Below are 17,861 nucleotides of genomic sequence, written 5' to 3'. Positions count from 1 at the left end.
CCGGAACCGGTGGAACCGGAGCAGCCGCCGGCGCCCCCCGAGCCACCGGAGCCACCGGTGGCGGTCGAGACGGTCGAGACGGTCGAGACGGAGGAGCCGGTCGAGCGGCCCGAGTCCGAACGGTGGGCACCGGAGGCGGAGGCTCCTGTCCGGGCTCCGGCGCAGCCTCCCGCACCCGCTCCCGCGCCGGACCCCGCACCCGTCCTGGCCGCACCCGCACCCGCTCCCAACGTCGTCGTGCGGATCGTGCCGCCGCGCCCCCGGCGCAGCCTGTTCCGACGGGTCCTCGGACCGTTCGTGATCCTGCTGGGCCTGATGACCGTCTTCACGGGGGGTGCGGTCGGCGCGACCATGCTCTTCGCTCCCAGCGTGTCGGCGGGCGACGCGACCGCGGCGCCGCTCCAGGTGCGCCGGGTCTCGCTGTCGGCGACCCCGCCCCAGGCGTTCTGCCCCCAGGCGTCGCTCCACTTCGCGGCGACGATCGTGACCGACGGCGGCGCGGGCGAGGTCGAGGTGCGGTGGCGGCTGCCGGCCGGGATCACGGCCGACCCGGAGTCGTTCTCCGTGGACGACGGCCGCAACACGCTGCGCGCGGACCTGGACCTCACCCTGACCGGCACCGACCGTCTGGTCGGGCGGGTCGTCGCCGTGGTCAGCCCGACCGGGGTGCGGGCCTCGGTGCCGATCCGCTACCTGTGCCCGGACTCGACGAGGTCGCGCCGCAACAGCTCCCGCGCCATCTGAGGACCGCGACGTCGGTCAGGGCGCGAGCCGCTCCATCACCCAGTCGCCGTCGCTGCGGCGGTACCGCAGCCGGTCGTGCATCCGCCCCGGCCGCCCCTGCCAGAACTCGAACGTCTCCGGCCGCACCCGGTAGCCGCCCCAGTCGGGGGGCACGGGCACCTCACCGTCGGCGTAGCGCGTCGCGACCTCCGCGAACCGGGCGTCGAGCTCCGCGCGGCCGGCGACGACCTGCGACTGCGCTGACGCGTGCGCGCCGAGCCGGCTGTTGCGCGGCCGCGCCGAGAAGTACGACGCCACCTCGGCGTCGCCGAGCCGCGACGCGACCCCCTCGATCCGCACCTGCCGCTCGAGCGGGTGCCACGGGAAGAGCAGGGCGCAGCGGGGTTCGTGAGCGAGATCGGCGCCCTTGCGGGACGCCGTGTTGGTGTAGAAGGCGAACCCGTCCTCGGTCAGCCCCTTGAGCAGCACGATGCGGGCGGACGGCTGGCCGTCCGGGGAGACGGTCGCCACGACCATCGCGTTCGGCTCGTGCAGGTGGGCGGCTTGGGCGTCGGAGAACCAGCGCCGGAACATCGCCAGCGGGTCGGAGTCGGCAGCGGACTCGGCCAGCCCCACCTCGCCGTACTCCTTGCGCAGCACGGCCAGATCGGGCTCGTCGGACGCGTGATGGTCACCAGGCATAGGCCGAACCTAGTGCGTGCGGCAGAATGCCCGTGTTCCCCGTCGACGCGGCCCACCCCCACCGCCGCCGGCGGCACTGACTTTCATCAGGTCGAAGGAGACTGCGTGATGCCTGAGGTACACCACGGACTGGAAGGCGTCGTCGCGTTCGAGACGCAGATCGCCGAGCCCGACAAGGAAGGTTCGGCGCTCCGCTACCGCGGCGTCGACATCGAGGACCTGGTGGGCCGGGTCCCGTTCGAGAACGTCTGGGGCCTGCTCATCGACGGCAGCTACACGCCCGGGCTGCCCCCGGCCGAGCCGTTCTCGCTCCCCGTACACACCGGCGACGTGCGGGTCGACCTGCAGGCCGCGATCGCGATGCTCGCTCCGGCCTTCGGCATCCGCTACACCTACGACTCCGAGCCCGAGAAGGTCCGCGAGGACCTCGCCCGCGCAGCCGTGATGGTGCTCGCCTACGCCGGCCAGTCCGCTCGCGACCTCCACGAGCCGGTCGTCCCGCAGCGCCTCGTCGACGAGGGCAAGACGCTGGCCGAGAAGTTCCTCATCCGCTGGCGCGGCGAGGCCGACCCGAAGCACGCCCACGCGATCGACGCCTACTGGTCGTCGGCCGCCGAGCACGGCATGAACGCGTCGACCTTCACCGCCCGGGTGATCACCTCCACCGGCGCCGACGTCGCGGCCGCTCTCTCCGGCGCGATCGGCGCGATGAGCGGCCCGCTGCACGGCGGGGCTCCGTCCCGCGTGCTCGGCATGATCGAGGACGTCGAGCGGTCCGGCGACGCCCGGGCCTACGTCAAGAACCTGCTCGACTCCGGCGAGCGGCTGATGGGCTTCGGCCACCGCGTCTACCGGGCCGAGGACCCGCGCGCCCGCGTGCTGCGGCGTACGGCGAAGGAGCTCGGCGCTCCTCGTTACGAGGTCGCCGAGGCGCTCGAGAAGGCAGCGTTGCAGGAGCTCCGCGAGCGCCGTCCCGACCGGGTGCTCGAGACCAACGTGGAGTTCTGGGCCGCGATCGTCCTGGACTTCGCCGACGTGCCGGCGCACATGTTCACCTCGATGTTCACCTGTGCCCGCACCGGTGGCTGGTCGGCGCACATCCTCGAGCAGAAGCTCACCGGCCGTCTGATCCGCCCGTCGGCCATCTACACCGGACCGAGCGCACGCAAGGCCGACGAGGTCGACGGCTGGAACCCCGACTGGCTCGGATGAGGACGACCGGAGAGAGGGCGCGATGACGGAGGCAGTCGTCGCGCGCTACCCCGCGCCCCAGGTGGTCCGCGCCGCCGACGTGACCGCGAAGGTCGTCCTGGTGTGGATGCTGGTCGCCGTCGTGCTCGACCCCGACCTGGCCAACCTCCGGGACAAGGCGGCCGGCGCGCGCGCCGTCGCCTATCCCCTGCTGGCCTTCACGGTGCCGGCCATCTGGCTGCTGTGGTGGAAGGAACGCGCGTCGTTCCCCTGGCTGGCGGACCTGCTGGTCACCCTCACGTGCTTCTCCGACATCCTCGGCAACCGGATGGACCTCTACGACACGATCGTGTGGTTCGACGACTGGATGCACTTCGCCAACACCGGGCTGCTCGCGGGTGCGGTCATCCTGCTCACCCTGCACCGCTCGACGTCGCTCCTGCGGGTGGTCGAGCGCGCGCTCGCCTTCGGCGCGACAGCGGCGATCACCTGGGAGCTGGCGGAGTACGTCGCCTTCATCCGGGGCGGCACCGAGCGGACCTTCGCCTACACCGACACCCTCGGCGACCTCGCCCTCGGCACGCTCGGCTCGGTCGTCGTCGCGGTCGCGATCCACGCCCTCTGGCAGCGTGGCCAGCTGACCGCCGCCGCACCCCAGCTCGAGCGAGCGAGCGACCGCCCGGCGACCTGGGCGTGAGGCACGGGTGCCCTAGAGCCGCTTGCCGAAGCAGCGGTTGAGGTCGCTGCTGCGGTAGTGGCCGAACCCGTCGATCCGGACGTAACCGGACGACTCGTAGAGGCCGATCGCCTCCGGCTGCATGAGGCCGGTCTCGAGCACGAGCAGGTCGTGGCCGGCGGCCACCGCGGTCTCCTCCAGCTCGGCGAGGATCCGGCGGGCGAGACCGGTCCCGCGCTGCTCGGGTACGACGTACATCCGCTTGATCTCGGCTCCGAGAGAGCCCCCGAGGGCGCGCACGGGGGACCGTCGCCAGGCGCCGGTGCCGACCGGGACCCCGTCGACGTACGCGACGAGGAAGAGGCCCTCGGGCGGGTCGAACATGCCGGGATCGACGGGGGTCTCGTCCGGGGAGCCGTACCGCTCGACGTACTCCTCCTGCACGCGCGCGACCAGCGCGGCGGCGTCCGGGTGGCGGTAGGTCACCACGCGGAGGTCGATCACGCTGTCCATCACGGATATCGATTTATCACCGCTGTCACCCGGCTGTCACACTGGTCACCTCTGACAGCGTCGTCAGCACTCGTTCCCCGATGAGAAGGTTGAACCGTGACGACCGCCCAGAATCAGGTACCGCAGATCCCCGCAGACCTCAAGCCCGCCGACGGCCGCTTCGGTGCCGGCCCGTCGAAGATCCAGACCAGCCACCTCGACGCGCTCGCCGCGACCGGCGCCGGCCTGATGGGCACCTCCCACCGGCAGGCTCCCGTGAAGAACACGGTCGGCCGGGTGCGCGAGGGCCTCGCCGCGCTGTTCGACCTCCCCGAGGGCTACGAGGTCGTGCTCGGCAACGGGGGCGCCACCGCTTTCTGGGACATCGCGACCTTCGGTCTCATCGAGAAGAAGAGCCAGCACCTCAGCTTCGGGGAGTTCTCCTCGAAGTTCGCCAAGGCCGCCGAGCAGGCGCCGTGGCTCGACGCGCCGTCGGTCATCAAGTCCGACCCCGGCACCCGCCCCGACGCCGTCGCCGAGGCCGGGGTCGACGTCTACGCCTGGGCGCACAACGAGACCTCGACCGCGGTCATGGCTCCTGTCGTGCGGCCCGAGGGCGCCGACGACGGCTCGCTCGTCCTCATCGACGCCACCTCGGGCGCCGGCGGCCTCCCGGTCGACCTCACCCAGGTCGACACCTACTACTTCGCCCCGCAGAAGTGCTTCGCCTCCGACGGCGGTCTCTGGATCGCGCTGATGTCGCCGGCCGCTCTCGAGCGGGCCGCGCGGATCGGGGCGAGCGACCGGCACATCCCGGCGTTCTTCGACCTGCCGACCGCGATCGACAACTCGGCGAAGAACCAGACCTACAACACCCCCTCGGTCGCCACCTTGTTCCTGATGGCCGAGCAGCTGGACTGGATGAACAGCCTGGGCGGCCTCAAGGGCATGGTCGAGCGCACGACCGAGTCCTCGAACAACCTCTACGGCTGGGCCGAGCGCACGTCGTACACGACGCCGTACGTCGTCGACCCGAGCCACCGCTCGCTGGTCATCGGCACGATCGACTTCGACGACGCGATCGACGCCGCCGAGGTCGCCAAGGTGCTGCGCGCCAACGGCATCGTCGACACCGAGCCCTACCGCAAGCTCGGCCGCAACCAGCTGCGGATCGCGATGTACCCCGCGGTCGACCCCGCCGACGTCGAGGCGCTCACGAAGTGCATCGACTACGTCGTCGAGAGCCTCTGACCCACGGCGTCGTAGGTCGACCTGCTGAACGCCACGAGCCGGGCCATCTCCACCTGGGTGGGGGTGGCCCNCCGGGCCATCTCCACCTGGGTGGGGGTGGCCCGGAGCGTTTCCACCGCGGCGTCGATGGCATCCTCGAGCGGCCAGCCGTAGACGCCGGCACTGACGAGCGGGAAGGCGATGGTGCGGGCGCCGAGCTCGTCGGCGACCTCGAGCGCCCGGCGGTAGCACGACGTCAGCAGCGACCGGTCCCTCTCGCCGCGGTTGTAGTTGGGCCCGACGACGTGGATCACCCACCGGGCGCTCATCTCTCCCGCGGTCGTCCAGCCCGCATCGCCGGTTGCCAGACCGTGCGGGAAGCGGCGTTCGCAGTCCTCCAGGATCGCCGGCCCGCCCGCGCGGTGGATCGCACCGTCGACTCCCCCGCCGCCGCGCATCGCCCGGTTGGCGGCGTTGACGACCGCGTCGACGTCCTGCTGGGTGATGTCGCCCTCGACGACCTCGATGTCCATGGGGCCAGCCTCCCTCATCGGCCCTTCGTCGCGAGCAGGCGCAGCACGGCCCGCTCGAGCGCGGCCTGCCGCTGGTCGGGGTCGTCGTACGAGCGGCGGGTGGCCGATCGGATCGTCCGGCCCTCCTCGTAGGCGTCGACGACCCGCGGGTCGACGTAGGCCGATCGGGCCAGGGTCGGGGTGTTGCCGAGGTAGTCGGCGACCTCGCGCATGGTGCCTGCGATGGCACGCTTCCGAGCGGTCTTGGTCGCCTCGGGCCCCGGCGCCTCGGCGAGCGCCGCGGCGGCCAGCACGGTGGCGTGCCAGGTGCGGAAGTCCTTGGCCGTGCTCTCCAGTCCGCTCGCCTCGCGCAGGTACTCGTTCACCAGGTCCGGCGTCAGCGAGCGCCACCGCCGACCGTCGCGGAACGCCAACAGGCCCGGGTCGGTCGAGGAACGCCGGCGCCGCATCCGCTCCAGCAGCTCCATGACGACCGGGTCGGCGACCTCGATCCGGTGCTCGACACCGGACTTGCCGACGAAGTCGAAGACCAGCACCCCGCGCTCGCGGCGCACGTGCCGGCGCTCCAGGGTGGTGAGCCCGAAGGATCCGTTGGTCTCGGCGTACACGTCGTTGCCGATCCGGAAGTAGCCCAGGTCGAGCAGGCGTACGGCGAGCGCGCACCCCGCTTCTGCACAGAGGTCCTCCAGCGACAGGTCGGTGAGCACCCGCTCACGGACCCGCGGCAGACGACGGCCGAACTTCAGCACCCGGTCGTACTTCTCCGCGGAGCGCTGCAGCACCCAGTCGGGGTGGTAGATGTACTGGCGCCGGCCGGCCTCGTCCGTGCCGACCGCTTGCAGGTGCCCGCGCGGGTAGGGACAGATCCACACGTCCTCCCACGCCGGCGGGATCACCAGCGCCCGGCAGCGATCGGCGTCCTCGGGCGCCAGCCGGTCGCCGTACTGGTCGAGGTAGACGAAGCCCTTCCCAGCCCGGCGCCGGGTCCAGCCCGGTTGGTCGGGTGAGGTTCGCCGCAGCAGCACGGCCTGAAGGTAACCCGTCGCGCGCGTCTCAGACGATCGAAAGGCGGACCGTCGCCTCTGTGCCCTCGTCGAGCCGCTCCGCGACCCGTACCGCCTTCTTGACCGGGAGCACGTAGGTGCGCCGCTCCCCGCTGGGGAAGACCGACGTGCGCCAGGTCGTACCGCCCACGGTGACCTCGACCCGCACACTGCCGAAGCCCTTGCCGGGACCGGCGGCCGCCTCGATCTCGTCGGCGACGTCGAAGGGCAGGCTGACGAAGAACCAGGCACCCGACTTCGCCTCGTCCTTCGCCTCCCAGCGCCACAGCGGCGCTGCGAAGTCGTACGTCGTCACGTTGCTCATCGTCGCAGGCGACACCGACACCCTTCGTCGTGGCACGCGTGCGCCACGACCCCGGGGTCGGTCCACCCGCGTTGCTGGTACGCGCGCGCCACCAACGCGCTCCGGTGACCGGGGTTGGTGCGCCACGCGTGCCACCAAGGACGGGCGGACCGGATCCCTTGATGGCGCACGCGTGGCACGCCCACGGCCTGTGGACTGCTGTCAGGCCCCTCGTCACCAGCCGGTGCCGGTGGCACGCTCGGCGCCATGCCCCGGCGGATCGACCCCCACGCGCGTGGTCAGCAGGTCTACCACGCGGTTCGCGACCTCGTCCGCGACGGAGGGATCGAAGCGGTCACCGTGCGCGCCGTGGCGGCCCGAGCCGAGCTCGCCTGCAGCTCGCGGCGCCAGCAGTACCGCGACAAGGACTTCCTCCTGCGCTGCGTGATCCACGAGTGCACCCAGAGGTTCAACCGAGCGACCTACCCGTTCCGGCCGACGGGCAGCCGGTCGACGACGTGGTCGGCCTCCTTGCCACCCAGCTCCCCCGCGACGAGGACGAGCGCGCCAACGCGCGGCTGTGGCTCGCGCTCGTCGAACGTGCTCGCTCGACCGAGGACGACATCCGCGACGCCATCGGCGACCAACGCAACGCCTGGCTCGGGATGGCGCGCAGCGCGGTCCGACACCTCGGCGTGCCCGCCGCCGCCGAGGAGATCGAGGCGCAGCGGCTCGCCCTGCTCGTGGTGGCCGGGTGACCGTCAGCGGGGACGCAGCGCGCGGAGCAGCACGACCAGGATCAGCGCACCGACGACGCCGCCGAGCGCCCACGGCCAGAACGGGCGGGTGACGTCCTGCGCCGGCTCGTCGTCGTCGGTCCTGGTCCCGCCGTCGTCCCGGTACCGGCCACGGTCGCCGTTGCGATCGGGATCGTCCGCCGTGCCGTCCAGCTCGGCGCGGAGCGACCTCGGCAGCCCGATCCGCAGCACCTCGCTGTTCTCGCCCTCCGAGCTGACGTAGACCTGGCCGTCCTGGCCGACCGCGATCCCCTCGCCCTGCTCCTGGTAGGGCAGGTCGACCTCGCCGACCTCGTCCAGCGACGGCCATGCGTAGAACGTGGCCGTGCTGTAGCCGCGGAGCACGAAGTGCGACCCGTCGGGGAAGAAGGCGCCGTCGGTCGCGATCGGCAGCACCTCTCCGAGCAGCTCCAGCTCGTTGGTGCCGTCCTGGTCGAGCTCGACCGGCGCGGCGTAGAGGCGCCCGATGAACTCCTTGGCGACCACCATCACCTGGCCGGTGTCGGGGTGCACCAGCAGCGTCTCGGCGTCATGGGCACCGTCGGGATACCTCAGCTCGTAGGTGGCCGGGTCGACGGCGCCGTCCGTCCCGAACGGCACCCGCAGCAGCTCGACGGAGTCGCGGTCCGCATAGTTGTCGCCGATGTCGCCGACCAGCAGGTCGCCGTCGGGCAGTGGCGCGATCGCCTCGACGTCGTCGGGCTCGCCCTCCCATGCGGTGACCGCGACCGTGCTGCCGTCGGCCGGATCGACGGTGAAGACCCGACCGCTGTCCCCGGAGTCGTTGACGGTCGCGAACAGCCCGTCCCGCACCGCCAGGCCGCTGGACTCGATGATCGCGGGGTCGGCGAAGGCGAAGACCACCTCGTTGTCGACCGGCGCCGGCGTCGCCCCGCCGACGCTGAACCCGAGCCCGAACGGCAGCACCGCCAGTGCCGCGAGCAGCTTCTCCAACCGACTCACCCCGCGCTCGGTGGGTCGGCCCGGCCGAGCAGCACCGCGAGCCGCGGCGTGACCGCCCAGCTGGCGACGAGGTCGTCGTACTCCTCCAGGAGCGCGCGGTCCGGAGCCGCGCCCGTCCGCACGGCCCGCAGCAGCGTGTTGCGCGGCGTGTGCTGACTCTCCACGAACTGCATGACGTCGACCCGGTAGCCCTGCAGCCGCAGCAGCATCTCGCGCAGCGCGTCGGTGAGGGTGTCGGCGAAGCGCTCACGGAGGATGCCGTGCCGGGTCAGGGAGGAGTACGGCACCGGGGTCGGCGCCTTGCGCAGCTGAGCCGCGAGATCGTGGTGGCAGCACGGTGCGGCCAGCACCAACGGGGCCTGCCAGCCGACGGCGCGGGCCAGCGCCTCGTCGGTCGCCGTGTCGCAGGCGTGGAGCGCGAGCACGACGTCGGGGCGCTGGTCGCGCTCGGGAAGGGTCGCGCCGTCGATCGTGCCGACCACGAAGTCGGCCACGATCCCCAGCTCAGCCGCGAGTGCGCGGTTGTGCTCGGCCGACTGCTCCTTCACGTCGATGCCGATCAGGCGCACCGGAAGCCCCCGCTGCTCGGTCAGGTACCGGTGGGCGGCGAAGGTCAGGTAGCCGTTGCCGCAGCCGAGGTCGACGATCCGCAGCGGGTCGTCGGCGGTCGGCGTGCGCAGCTGGTTGCCGAGCGCGTCGGAGATGGAGGCGTCGAGGATCCGCACGAACTCCTCGACCTGCCGGTACTTCGCCTGCCGGCTCGGCTTGATCCGTCCCTGCGCGTCGGCCAGCCCGAGCGCCGCGAGCACAGGGTCGTCGCCGGGGAGGAGCCGCTCCTTCTCCCGGTCGTGGGCGCGCTCCGCAGCCACCACCTCGGCCCGGTCGGAGGTGTGGGTGATCGCGTCGCGCTTCTTGGTCACCCGCAGCTGGTGCACCTGCGTCGTCGTCTCGACGTGCCAGTTGCCGAACGGCTCGGCGAGCAGCGCGTCGACCGCAGCCCCGGCATCCTCACCGACCGCATGGTTGGCGGTGTGCGCCTGGGTGGCGTCGTACGCCGTCACCTGCAGGTGCCGCCCCGCCTTCAGGTCGACCCACCTCAGCTCCGCGCGCCGCCACTGCGGCTCCTGCTGCCCCCTCTGCCGCCCGGAGGCCAGCCCGCGCACGAGTGCGTCCGGGTCCAACAGCTGCGCGCGGACCCGGGCGAGACCCTCCGCCAGCGACTCGGTGGACGAACCCATCTCAGGTCCTCACTTGAGGATGGCCGCGACGACCACGATCACCAGCAGGGCCCCCAGCGCCAGCGGGATGACGAGTCGACGATGGCGTGGGTTCACCCCGCCAATCTAGCGGCCGGGTCGGGCCAGGAGCTCGGCGAGGTGCAGCGCCTGCACGCCCCCGAGGTCGTCGAGCTGGAGGGCGCACGACATGCCGTCGGCGAGCACCACCGTGTCCGGGTCCGCCTCCAGCCCCGCCCGCACCGCGGGCAGCAGGTGGGACTCGGCAATGGCGACGGACGTCTCGTAATGACCCTTCTCGACGCCCCAGTTCCCGGCCAGCCCGCAACAGCCGGCGACCACGGTCACGGTCGCGCCCGCTCGCTCGAGCAGCGCGCGGTCGGTGGCCCAGCCGAGCACCGACGAGTGGTGGCAGTGCGGCTGCGCCACCACCGTGACCCCGCCGAGGTCGGGGAGCGGCAGGTCGAGCCGGGCGACCAGCTCGGCGAAGGTGAGCACGCCCGCGCCGACCCGGGCCGCGGCCGGGTCGCTCACGAGCTCGGCTGCATCGGAGCGGAGCGCCGCCAGGCACGACGGCTCGAAGGCGACGACGGGCACGCCGGAGTCGACGTACGGCGCCAGCGCGGCCACCGCCCGCCCGACGATCCTCTGCGCAGCATCGAGCTGACCGGTGGTGATCCACGGGAGCGCGCAGCACGCCTGCTCCTCGATCACCCGCACCCGCAGGCCGGCGGCCTCGAGGAAGGCGATCGCTGCCAGTCCCGGGGCGGTGCGGAAGTGGTCGGTGAACGAGTCCGCCCACACCCACACGTCGACTCCCTCGTCGGTCGAGGAGCTCGCCCGGCGCCCGTCACGAGACCCTTGCCGGACAGCCTTCCGCAAGGTCGGCGACGCGAACGTCGGCAACGACCGGCGGGAGTCGACCCCCGCCATCGCCTTCGCCAGCGACGCGAACGGTCCGACCCGCAGCGCGGCGTTGTTGAGCCGCGCGACCGGCGCGCCCAGCCGCGCCCACCGCGGCAGCCGGCCGAGCAGGTAGTGGGAACGCGGCCGGCGCTTGCCGGCGTAGGTCCGGTGCAGCACCTCGGACTTGTACGACGCCATGTCGACGCCGGTCGGGCAGTCCGACGAGCAGCCCTTGCACGACAGGCACAGGTCGAGCGCCTCGTGGACCGCCGGATCGGCGAGCCCCCCGGGCAGCCCGCCGGTCACCGCCTCCTGGAGCACCCGCGCCCGGCCGCGGGTGGAGTCCTTCTCGTCTCCGGTGGCGACGTACGACGGGCACATGACCCCTGCCGGCGACGGCGCGACGCACTTGCCCACGCCCGTGCAGCGATGGGCGGCCGCGCCGAGCGAGCCACCGTCGTGGGCGAACGCCAGGGTCGAGACGACCTGCGCCACCGGCCGCACCGGCCGCAGGTCGGCGTCGAGCGGCTGCGGGTCGACGAGCACGCCGGGGTTGAGCAGCCCGGCCGGGTCGCACGCGTGCTTGACCGCGGCGAAGAGCGCGAGCGAGGTGTCGTCGTACATCATCGGCAGCAGCTCGGACCGGGCTCGGCCGTCGCCGTGCTCTCCCGACAGCGAGCCCCCGTGCTCGCGCAGCCTCTCGGCGCACGCGACCAGGAACTCGCGGAACGCACTCGGTCCGCCGGAGAAGTCGAAGTCGATCCGCACGTGCACGCAGCCGTCCCCGAAGTGGCCGTACGGCACGCCGTCGAGGTTGTGCTCCCGGAGCAGCGCGTCGAAGTCCCGCAGCCAGGCCCCGAGGCGCTCGGGCGGGACGGCGGCGTCCTCCCAGCCGGAGTACGCCGGCCGGGTCAGGCTGCGGGCGGCCAGGCCCGCGCCGTCCTCCCGGATCCGCCACAGCGCGGCGGCCTCCGCGGCCGACCCGACCGTCCGCGACTCCAGTGCGCCGGCCACGGCCACCAGCGCCGGCAGGGCGCTCGCCCGCTCGGGTCCGGCCACCTCCACGAAGAGCCAGCCGCTCCCCCGCGGCAGCTCGGGCACCGCACCGCCCCGTGCCCGCACCAGGTCGACGATCCGCGCGTCCAGCCCCTCGCACGCCACCATCCGCGCCGGTGGTTGAGGTGCGCCCGGTGGTTGAGGTGCGAGGCCGCCCGCGGCCGAGCCTCGAAACCACCCGAGCAGCGCCGGCACCGCGTCCGCCGCCTCGACCATCGACGGATAGCCGAGCACGAGCAGGTCCCGCTCCTCCTCGGGCACCAGCGACACCGTCAGCTCGCGCACCAACCCCAGCGTGCCCTCCGAGCCGGCGAGGAACCGCGGCACCGACAGCCGCTCGGGCAGCAGGTGCTCCAGCGAGTAGCCCGACACCTGGCGCGAGAATCGCNGCAGGTGCCCCAGCGAGTAGCCCGACACCTGGCGCGAGAACCGCCCGAACGACGTCCGCACGTGACCCAGCTCGGCGGCCACCACGGCCGCCAGCCGCGCCTCCACCTCGCCCGGCGCGGCGGACCGATCGCCCCACAGCACGTCGGCGTCGACGATGGTGTCGGCCGTCCGTCCGTAGCCCAGCGCCCGCGACCCGCAGGCGTTGTTGCCGACCATGCCGCCGATGGTGCAGCGGGTGTGCGTCGACGGGTCCGGGCCGTACCGGAGGTCGTACGGCGCCGCGGCGCGCTGCAGCACGGCGTGCACGATGCCGGGCTCGACCCGTGCCCTGCGGGCCTCGGGGTCGATCGCCAGCACCCGGTCCAGCCGGCGGGTGTCGACCACGATGCCCTCGCCCACGGCGTTGCCCGCGATCGACGTACCGGCTCCGCGCATGGTCACCGACGACCCCAGCGCCGCGGCGACCTCGAGCACCGCCTCCAGCTCGTCGCGGTGCCGGGGCCGCGCGACGGCGGCGGGCAGCACCCGGTAGAGCGACGCGTCGGAGGAGTAGAGGGCGCGGGTCAGGGCCGAGTCGTCGGCGTCGACGCCACGACGGGCCAGCTCGGCCACCAGCTCACCGACGACACTCACCCGGTCAATCTAGTGGGCGCTCTGACCGGCGACGTCCTCGGACGTGCTCCGCGGACCGCGCGACGCGTCGGTCACCAGTGCTGCAGGGAGGACCGGATGATCACGGCGAGGTCGTCCTCGGTGACCGGCTTGGGGGCCGTGGCCAGCAGCCGCTGCTGCTGGATGGCGCCGGCGACCAGGTCGTCGACGTCGCTCTCGCCGTAGCCGACCTCGCCCAGCCCGTTGGGGATGCCGATGTCGCGCATCAACGCCGCCAGCGTGCGCGGCAGTACGTCGGGTCCGGTCCCCTCCGCCGCGGGATCCAGCAGCCGGGCCGCCCGGAGGTGGCGGTCGGGCGCGGCGTCGAAGGTGAACCGGAACGCCTCCGGCGCGGTCAGCGCCACCGCCATGCCGTGCGGCACGATCGGCTCGTCCGCGGGGTAGTCGGCCGGCCGGAAGTCGCGGACCCGGCCCGCGATCGGGTAGGCGTTGGCGTGCGGGATGTGCACCCCTGCGTTGCCGAAGCCGAGTCCGGCGAACGTCGCCGCCATCGCCATCTGCTCGGCGACGTCGGGCGCCATCCCGCCCGGCCGGACGGCCGCGCGGAACGAGCCGGCCAGCAGGCCGAGCGCCCGCTCGGACCAGAGGTCGGCGATCGGGTTGGCGCCGCAGTAGGGCACCCGCTGCTCCGGGGTCTTGGCGTCGAAGTCGGCGTACCAGCGCGCGGTGTAGCTCTCGAGGGCGTGGCACAGGATGTCCATCCCCGCGGCCGCGGCGACGCCGGGCGGCTGGGTGGCGCTGAGGTCGGGATCGACGACCGCCAGGCGCGGGCGGAGCATCGGGTGACTGATGCCGGTCTTGACCTTCAGCGCCAGCACGTCGAGGACGCAGATCGTGGTGCTCTCGCTCCCCGTGCCGGTGGTCGTCGGCACGGCGACCAGCGGCAGCAGCGGGTGCTGCGGAGCGCGCGCCTTGCCGACGGGCGCGTTGATGTAGTCCATCAGGTCGCCGGGGTTCGTCACCAGCAGCGCGACCGCCTTCGCGGTGTCGATCGCCGATCCCCCGCCGACAGCGACCACCGCGTCGAACGGCCCCTCGGCCCGCGCGAACTCCACGGCGTGGGTCAGCGACGCATCCGTCGGCTCGACCCGAGCCTGGTCGTACGTCGTGACGGCGACGCCGTACTGCGAGAGTCCCACTGCCACCGCGTCCGGGTGCCCGACCGCAGCGACACCCGGGTCCGTGACGAGCAGGACGCGGCGGGCCCCCCAGGACGAGAGGTCGTAGCCGAGCTCACGGGACGCCCCGCGTCCGAACTTCAGCGCCGGCGCGGCATAGGTGAAGACGGTCTCACTCACCCGCCCAACCTAGACGACGCCGCTGGTCGCGGCCCCCCGCCGCTGGTTGAGATGCGAGCGAAGCCCCCGCCGCCGCTGGTTGAGGTGCGAGCGAAGCGAGCCTCGAAACCAAGGCGCCACGCACCGCCCCTCGCCGCCGCCGCTGGTTGAGGTGCGAGCGAAGCGAGCCTCGAAACCAAGGCGTCAGTCGCCAGCAGCAGCGACCGCGGCCCGCACCAGACTGCTGAACCGCGTCTCGTCGGCGGCGACGTCCGCGAGCGGCACCCACGCGACCGCATCCGTCGTGCCGTCGACCTCGACCACCCGCGGCTCGACGTCCTCCGGGACCGTCGCGCGGTAGACGATCCGGATCGCGTGGAAGTCCTCGCTCCGTCCGCTCGGCGCGGTGCCGGTGAAGTGGTGGTCGTCGACGGTCAGCAGCTCGCCGACCACGCCTTCGAGGCCGCACTCCTCGTGCAGCTCGCGCACCACGGTGTCGCGCGGGGACTCGCCGTGGTCGACCCCGCCACCGGGCAGGGTCCAGACACCGGGGTGCGGTCCGCGCAGCGAGTTCCGGGTCAGGAGCAGCGCACCGGCGCGCTCGACGTAGGCGTAGGCGGCCACCCGCTGGCGCTGATGGGCCTGGTGCTCGGCGAGCGCCTCGGTCACGAGCCCGACGGTCGGCAGCGACCCGTCGAGCACCGCCGCGATCGGCTGCCAGGCGGCGTCGGACGTCGACCCGTCGACCTCCATCACCTGGGGCTCGGGGGCGTCGGCGGCCACCCATCCGTCGTACACGATGCGCACGGAGTGCGCGTCCACCCGGCGCCCCCGACGCCAGGTGTCCTCGACGTGCATCGAGAACACGCGGGCGGTGGGGCCGATCTCGGCGCGCAACCCGGTCTCTTCGTAGACCTCGCGAACGACGGCCGTGCGCGGGTCCTCGCCGTGGTCGACCCCGCCGCCGGGCAGCGTCCAGAGCTCGTTCTTGGTGACCCGCTCCGAGAGCCGGCTGAGGAGGATGCGGTCGCCGCGCACGATGACGGCGTACGCCGCCAACCGCTGAACCCGCTGCCCCATGCTGCCCTCCTTGCGGCGCCAGCCTAGAGGAGCGTCCGTCGACGTCAGGAGAACGGAGGTCGAGCGTCCCTGGCCAGCGACCGCCGGCCGGCCCAGCGCCACACCCGGGCGGACCGGTCGCGGTCCTCGTCGGTGACCAGGTTGCCCATCCAGCGCAGCGCCAGTGTCATCAGCAGGTCGGAGCGCATGCCGACCGGGCCCAGCGTCGGCAGCAGCCGGGGCACGGTGACGAGACCGGCGAGGCGACGGGCGATGGAGAACGACTCGCCGTAGTGCTCGCGGAGCATCGCCGGCCACACGATCCCGAGGTCGCTCCGGGGCTGCTCGGTCATCAGCTCGGCGACCATCCGCCCGGTCTCGAGGCCGTAGTCGATGCCCTCGCCGTTGAGCGGGTTCACGCACGCCGCGGCATCGCCGATCAGCGCCCAGTTGGGTCCGGCGACGTTCGACACGGCGCCGCCCATCGGCAGCAGGGCCGAGGTCGGCATCCGCAGGTCGTCGCCGAGGCCGAACTCCTCGCGCCGCTGCTCGGCGTAGAAGCTCATCAGCGGCCTGATCGCGACGTCGGCGGGCCGCTTGGCGGTGGCCAGCGTCCCGACGCCGAGGTTCATCCCGCCGGCGGCCGAGCCGAGCGGGAACAGCCAGCCGTAGCCCGAGAGGATCTCGCCCTGCTGACCGCGCAGCTCGAGGTGCGAGCTGATCCACGGGTCGTCCGCCATCGTCGACGACACGTAGCACCGGCCGGCGACGCCGTAGACGGTGTCGCGGTGCCACTCCCGGCCGAGGATCTTGCCGAGCGGGGAGCGCACCCCGTCGGCCACCACCAGTCGCCCGCACTCGATCTCGAAGACGTCGGAAGTCCTGGTGGTCGAGGTGCGCGCTTGCGAGCCTCCGGACCCGCCGCGCGCGAAGACCACCGCGGCCACCCGGCCGCCGTCCATCCGGACGTCGACCGCCCGCGCACCGTCGATCCCGGTGGCGCCGGCCTTGATCGCCGTGGTCCGCAGGTAGTCGTCGAGCTCGGTGCGCGCGATCGCGCTGCCCCAGTCGGGCAGGGTGCCACCGGGCCACGGCAGGTGCAGCGTCTGGCCGAAGCCGTGCGCCCGCAGGCCCTGGTTGACCGTGTGCGCCCGGACCCAGTCGGTCAGTCCGAGCCGCCCGAGCTCGCCGATGGCTCGCGGCGTGAGCCCGTCACCGCACGTCTTGTCGCGCGGGAACACCGCCGCGTCCGTCAGTACGACGTCCGCACCCAGACGCGCCGCCCACGCCGCGGCGGCGGAGCCCGCCGGCCCCGCGCCCACGACGAGCACATCGGTGCGTTGCGGGGTGGTCACCCCGCCATTCTCTCAGCCTCGGACCCTGCGCAGCGACCCGGTCCCCCGGTCAGACCGCGCCGGTGTCCCACTTCTTCTCGGCCTCGTCGTAGCCCGGCTCGTCGGTGAACATCCCCTTCTCCATGTCGAACTCCCGGCCCGCGTTCGAGACCTCAGAGTTCTCGGGGCGGTTCTCCGGGTCGAGTCGCTCCTCCCGCTCCTGCAGGATCTGGTCCACCGGCGTGCCGTCGAGACCGACCGCGTCGTCGGGGAAGTCCCCCTCGTCGTAGCGCTGGTTCTCCTCCTCGTCGGGGCCGGCGTCCTGGCTCTGCTCGAGGGCATCCTCGAGCGGCACCTCGTCCCGCAGCTCGATGTCCTGACCGTTGTCGGAGCCATTGCTCGACATGTCGTGCCCTCTCGTCGGGTGCATCCCTTGAGCAGTACCCGATCCGGCGCAGGTAACCGGGGTGACGGTCGGGGGTGGACGCGTCACCGGGTCTCGAAATGCGGAAGGCACCCCCGAGCAAGCTCGGGGGTGCCTTCTGCTACTCAACCGTCCCGCCTGATCCTCGCCTTCGCGAGCCCAGCCGGGTGACGGCCTAGTTCTGGTACGAGCCGAAGTCGAAGTCGTCCAGTGCGACGGCCTGGCCGCCGGTGGCACCGAACTCGTAGTCGTAGGACTCGTAGCCGGTGACGGCGTAGGCCGCCTGGCGCGCCTCCTCGGTCGGCTCGACCCGGATGGCGCGGTAGCGCTCCAGGCCGGTGCCGGCGGGGATCAGCTTGCCGATGATCACGTTCTCCTTCAGCCCGCGCAGCGAGTCGGAACGAGCGTTGATCGCGGCGTCGGTGAGCACCCGGGTGGTCTCCTGGAAGGAGGCCGCCGAGAGCCACGACTCGGTCGCGAGCGAGGCCTTGGTGATGCCCATGAGCTCCGGACGACCCGAGGCCGGCTTGCCGCCCTCGGAGACGACCCGCCGGTTCTCCTCCTCGAAGCGACCGCGGTCGACCAGGTCGGACGGCAGCAGGGCCGTGTCACCCGACTCGAGCACCGTGACCCGGCGCAGCATCTGCCGCACGATGATCTCGATGTGCTTGTCGTGGATCGACACACCCTGGCTGCGGTAGACCTCCTGGACCTCGTCGACGAGGTGCTGCTGGGTCCGCCGGACACCGAGGATCCGCAGCACCTCCTTCGGGTCCGGGGTGCCCTGGGTGAGCATCTGACCGACCTCGACGTGGTCGCCGTCGGCGACCAGCAGCCGCGAGCGGCGGGAGACG

The 17,861-nt window shown here is 72.8% G+C and carries 17 protein-coding genes and 2 pseudogenes; 5 read left to right on the top strand and 14 right to left on the bottom strand.

Features of this window, described 5'->3' with window-relative positions; all coding sequences use genetic code 11:
• Positions 1–744 (top strand): annotated as a pseudogene (locus H0488_RS13930) (hypothetical protein); the annotation flags it as partial.
• A gap of 15 nt (positions 745–759) precedes the next feature.
• Here H0488_RS13930 and pdxH read toward each other — a convergent pair.
• Positions 760–1,425: a pyridoxamine 5'-phosphate oxidase gene (pdxH, locus tag H0488_RS13925; RefSeq protein WP_183099869.1), complete on the bottom strand. Its 666-nt coding sequence runs from the start codon at positions 1,423–1,425 to the stop codon at positions 760–762.
• 108 nt (positions 1,426–1,533) lie between these two features.
• Between pdxH and H0488_RS13920 the strand changes: the two genes are divergently transcribed.
• Both H0488_RS13920 and H0488_RS13915 read left to right on the top strand, forming a co-directional pair.
• Positions 1,534–2,637 (top strand): citrate synthase 2, encoded by a 1,104-nt coding sequence (locus H0488_RS13920; RefSeq protein ID WP_183099868.1) that lies wholly within the window; start codon positions 1,534–1,536, stop codon positions 2,635–2,637.
• A 22-nt stretch (positions 2,638–2,659) separates the two neighbouring features.
• Positions 2,660–3,313: a DUF2238 domain-containing protein gene (locus H0488_RS13915; protein ID WP_183099867.1), complete on the top strand. Its 654-nt coding sequence runs from the start codon at positions 2,660–2,662 to the stop codon at positions 3,311–3,313.
• Between the two features lie 12 nt (positions 3,314–3,325).
• Here H0488_RS13915 and H0488_RS13910 read toward each other — a convergent pair whose 3' ends face one another.
• Positions 3,326–3,805, bottom strand: coding sequence for a GNAT family N-acetyltransferase (locus H0488_RS13910; RefSeq protein WP_220794576.1), 480 nt, complete (start codon positions 3,803–3,805; stop codon positions 3,326–3,328).
• A 96-nt stretch (positions 3,806–3,901) separates the two neighbouring features.
• Here H0488_RS13910 and serC point away from each other — a divergent pair, with 96 nt between their 5' ends.
• Positions 3,902–5,035 (top strand): phosphoserine transaminase, encoded by a 1,134-nt coding sequence (gene serC, locus H0488_RS13905; RefSeq protein WP_183099866.1) that lies wholly within the window; start codon positions 3,902–3,904, stop codon positions 5,033–5,035.
• Here the strand turns inward: serC and H0488_RS13900 are convergent.
• From H0488_RS13900 to H0488_RS13885, 4 genes are all read right to left on the bottom strand, one after another.
• Positions 5,014–5,547: an O-acetyl-ADP-ribose deacetylase gene (locus tag H0488_RS13900; RefSeq protein WP_183099865.1), complete on the bottom strand. Its 534-nt coding sequence runs from the start codon at positions 5,545–5,547 to the stop codon at positions 5,014–5,016. The genes serC and H0488_RS13900 overlap by 22 nt on opposite strands.
• 14 nt (positions 5,548–5,561) lie before the next feature.
• Positions 5,562–6,572 (bottom strand): DNA topoisomerase IB, encoded by a 1,011-nt coding sequence (locus H0488_RS13895; RefSeq protein ID WP_183099864.1) that lies wholly within the window; start codon positions 6,570–6,572, stop codon positions 5,562–5,564.
• A 28-nt stretch (positions 6,573–6,600) separates the two neighbouring features.
• The gene (locus H0488_RS13890; RefSeq protein ID WP_183099863.1) at positions 6,601–6,915 is read right to left on the bottom strand and encodes a DUF1905 domain-containing protein; all 315 of its coding nucleotides are present in this window, start codon (positions 6,913–6,915) and stop codon (positions 6,601–6,603) included.
• Between the two features lie 213 nt (positions 6,916–7,128).
• Positions 7,129–7,347 carry a hypothetical protein gene (locus tag H0488_RS13885; RefSeq protein ID WP_183099862.1) on the bottom strand — a complete coding sequence of 73 codons (219 nt, stop codon included), beginning with the start codon at positions 7,345–7,347 and terminating at the stop codon, positions 7,129–7,131.
• A 65-nt stretch (positions 7,348–7,412) separates the two neighbouring features.
• On the opposite strand from H0488_RS13885, the gene H0488_RS13880 reads away from it, so the two are divergent.
• Positions 7,413–7,652, top strand: coding sequence for a hypothetical protein (locus H0488_RS13880; RefSeq protein WP_183099861.1), 240 nt, complete (start codon positions 7,413–7,415; stop codon positions 7,650–7,652).
• Positions 7,653–7,655: 3 nt separating this feature from the next.
• On the opposite strand, the gene H0488_RS13875 is transcribed toward H0488_RS13880, so the two are convergent.
• The 8 genes and pseudogenes from H0488_RS13875 to H0488_RS13840 all read right to left on the bottom strand — a co-directional run.
• The gene (locus tag H0488_RS13875; RefSeq protein WP_183099860.1) at positions 7,656–8,654 is read right to left on the bottom strand and encodes a YjiK family protein; all 999 of its coding nucleotides are present in this window, start codon (positions 8,652–8,654) and stop codon (positions 7,656–7,658) included.
• Positions 8,651–9,892 (bottom strand): class I SAM-dependent methyltransferase, encoded by a 1,242-nt coding sequence (locus H0488_RS13870; protein ID WP_183099859.1) that lies wholly within the window; start codon positions 9,890–9,892, stop codon positions 8,651–8,653. The genes H0488_RS13875 and H0488_RS13870 overlap by 4 nt, the downstream gene beginning before the upstream one ends.
• Before the next feature lie 105 nt (positions 9,893–9,997).
• Positions 9,998–12,874 (bottom strand): FAD-binding and (Fe-S)-binding domain-containing protein, encoded by a 2,877-nt coding sequence (locus tag H0488_RS13865; RefSeq protein WP_183099858.1) that lies wholly within the window; start codon positions 12,872–12,874, stop codon positions 9,998–10,000.
• Between the two features lie 71 nt (positions 12,875–12,945).
• Positions 12,946–14,211, bottom strand: a complete 1,266-nt coding sequence (locus tag H0488_RS13860) for a hydroxyacid-oxoacid transhydrogenase (protein ID WP_183099857.1) — start codon at positions 14,209–14,211, stop codon at positions 12,946–12,948.
• 183 nt (positions 14,212–14,394) lie between these two features.
• On the bottom strand, positions 14,395–15,270 hold the full coding sequence (locus tag H0488_RS13855; protein ID WP_183099856.1) for an NUDIX domain-containing protein: 876 nt from the start codon (positions 15,268–15,270) through the stop codon (positions 14,395–14,397).
• A 44-nt stretch (positions 15,271–15,314) separates the two neighbouring features.
• Positions 15,315–16,604, bottom strand: a complete 1,290-nt coding sequence (locus H0488_RS13850; protein WP_183099855.1) for a geranylgeranyl reductase family protein — start codon at positions 16,602–16,604, stop codon at positions 15,315–15,317.
• A 49-nt stretch (positions 16,605–16,653) separates the two neighbouring features.
• The gene (locus tag H0488_RS13845) at positions 16,654–16,989 is read right to left on the bottom strand and encodes a hypothetical protein (protein ID WP_183099854.1); all 336 of its coding nucleotides are present in this window, start codon (positions 16,987–16,989) and stop codon (positions 16,654–16,656) included.
• 193 nt (positions 16,990–17,182) lie between these two features.
• A pseudogene (locus tag H0488_RS13840) lies at positions 17,183–17,861 on the bottom strand (DNA-directed RNA polymerase subunit beta'); the annotation flags it as partial.

Source organism: Nocardioides pelophilus (assembly GCF_014180685.1).
Taxonomy (GTDB): Bacteria; Actinomycetota; Actinomycetes; order Propionibacteriales; family Nocardioidaceae; genus Nocardioides; species Nocardioides pelophilus.
This window is presented reverse-complemented; position numbering and strand designations above follow the sequence as displayed.

Excerpts from the sequence above, each read along its gene's own strand:
- H0488_RS13870 (WP_183099859.1), bottom strand. The coding sequence starts at position 9,892 with ATGGGTTCGTCCACCGAGTCGCTGGCGGAGGGTCTCGCCCGGGTCCGC.
- H0488_RS13845 (WP_183099854.1), bottom strand. The coding sequence starts at position 16,989 with ATGTCGAGCAATGGCTCCGACAACGGTCAGGACATCGAGCTGCGGGAC.
- H0488_RS13920 (WP_183099868.1), top strand. The coding sequence starts at position 1,534 with ATGCCTGAGGTACACCACGGACTGGAAGGCGTCGTCGCGTTCGAGACG.
- H0488_RS13855 (WP_183099856.1), bottom strand. The coding sequence starts at position 15,270 with ATGGGGCAGCGGGTTCAGCGGTTGGCGGCGTACGCCGTCATCGTGCGC.
- H0488_RS13915 (WP_183099867.1), top strand. The coding sequence starts at position 2,660 with ATGACGGAGGCAGTCGTCGCGCGCTACCCCGCGCCCCAGGTGGTCCGC.
- H0488_RS13890 (WP_183099863.1), bottom strand. The coding sequence starts at position 6,915 with ATGAGCAACGTGACGACGTACGACTTCGCAGCGCCGCTGTGGCGCTGG.
- pdxH (WP_183099869.1), bottom strand. The coding sequence starts at position 1,425 with ATGCCTGGTGACCATCACGCGTCCGACGAGCCCGATCTGGCCGTGCTG.
- H0488_RS13910 (WP_220794576.1), bottom strand. The coding sequence starts at position 3,805 with ATGGACAGCGTGATCGACCTCCGCGTGGTGACCTACCGCCACCCGGAC.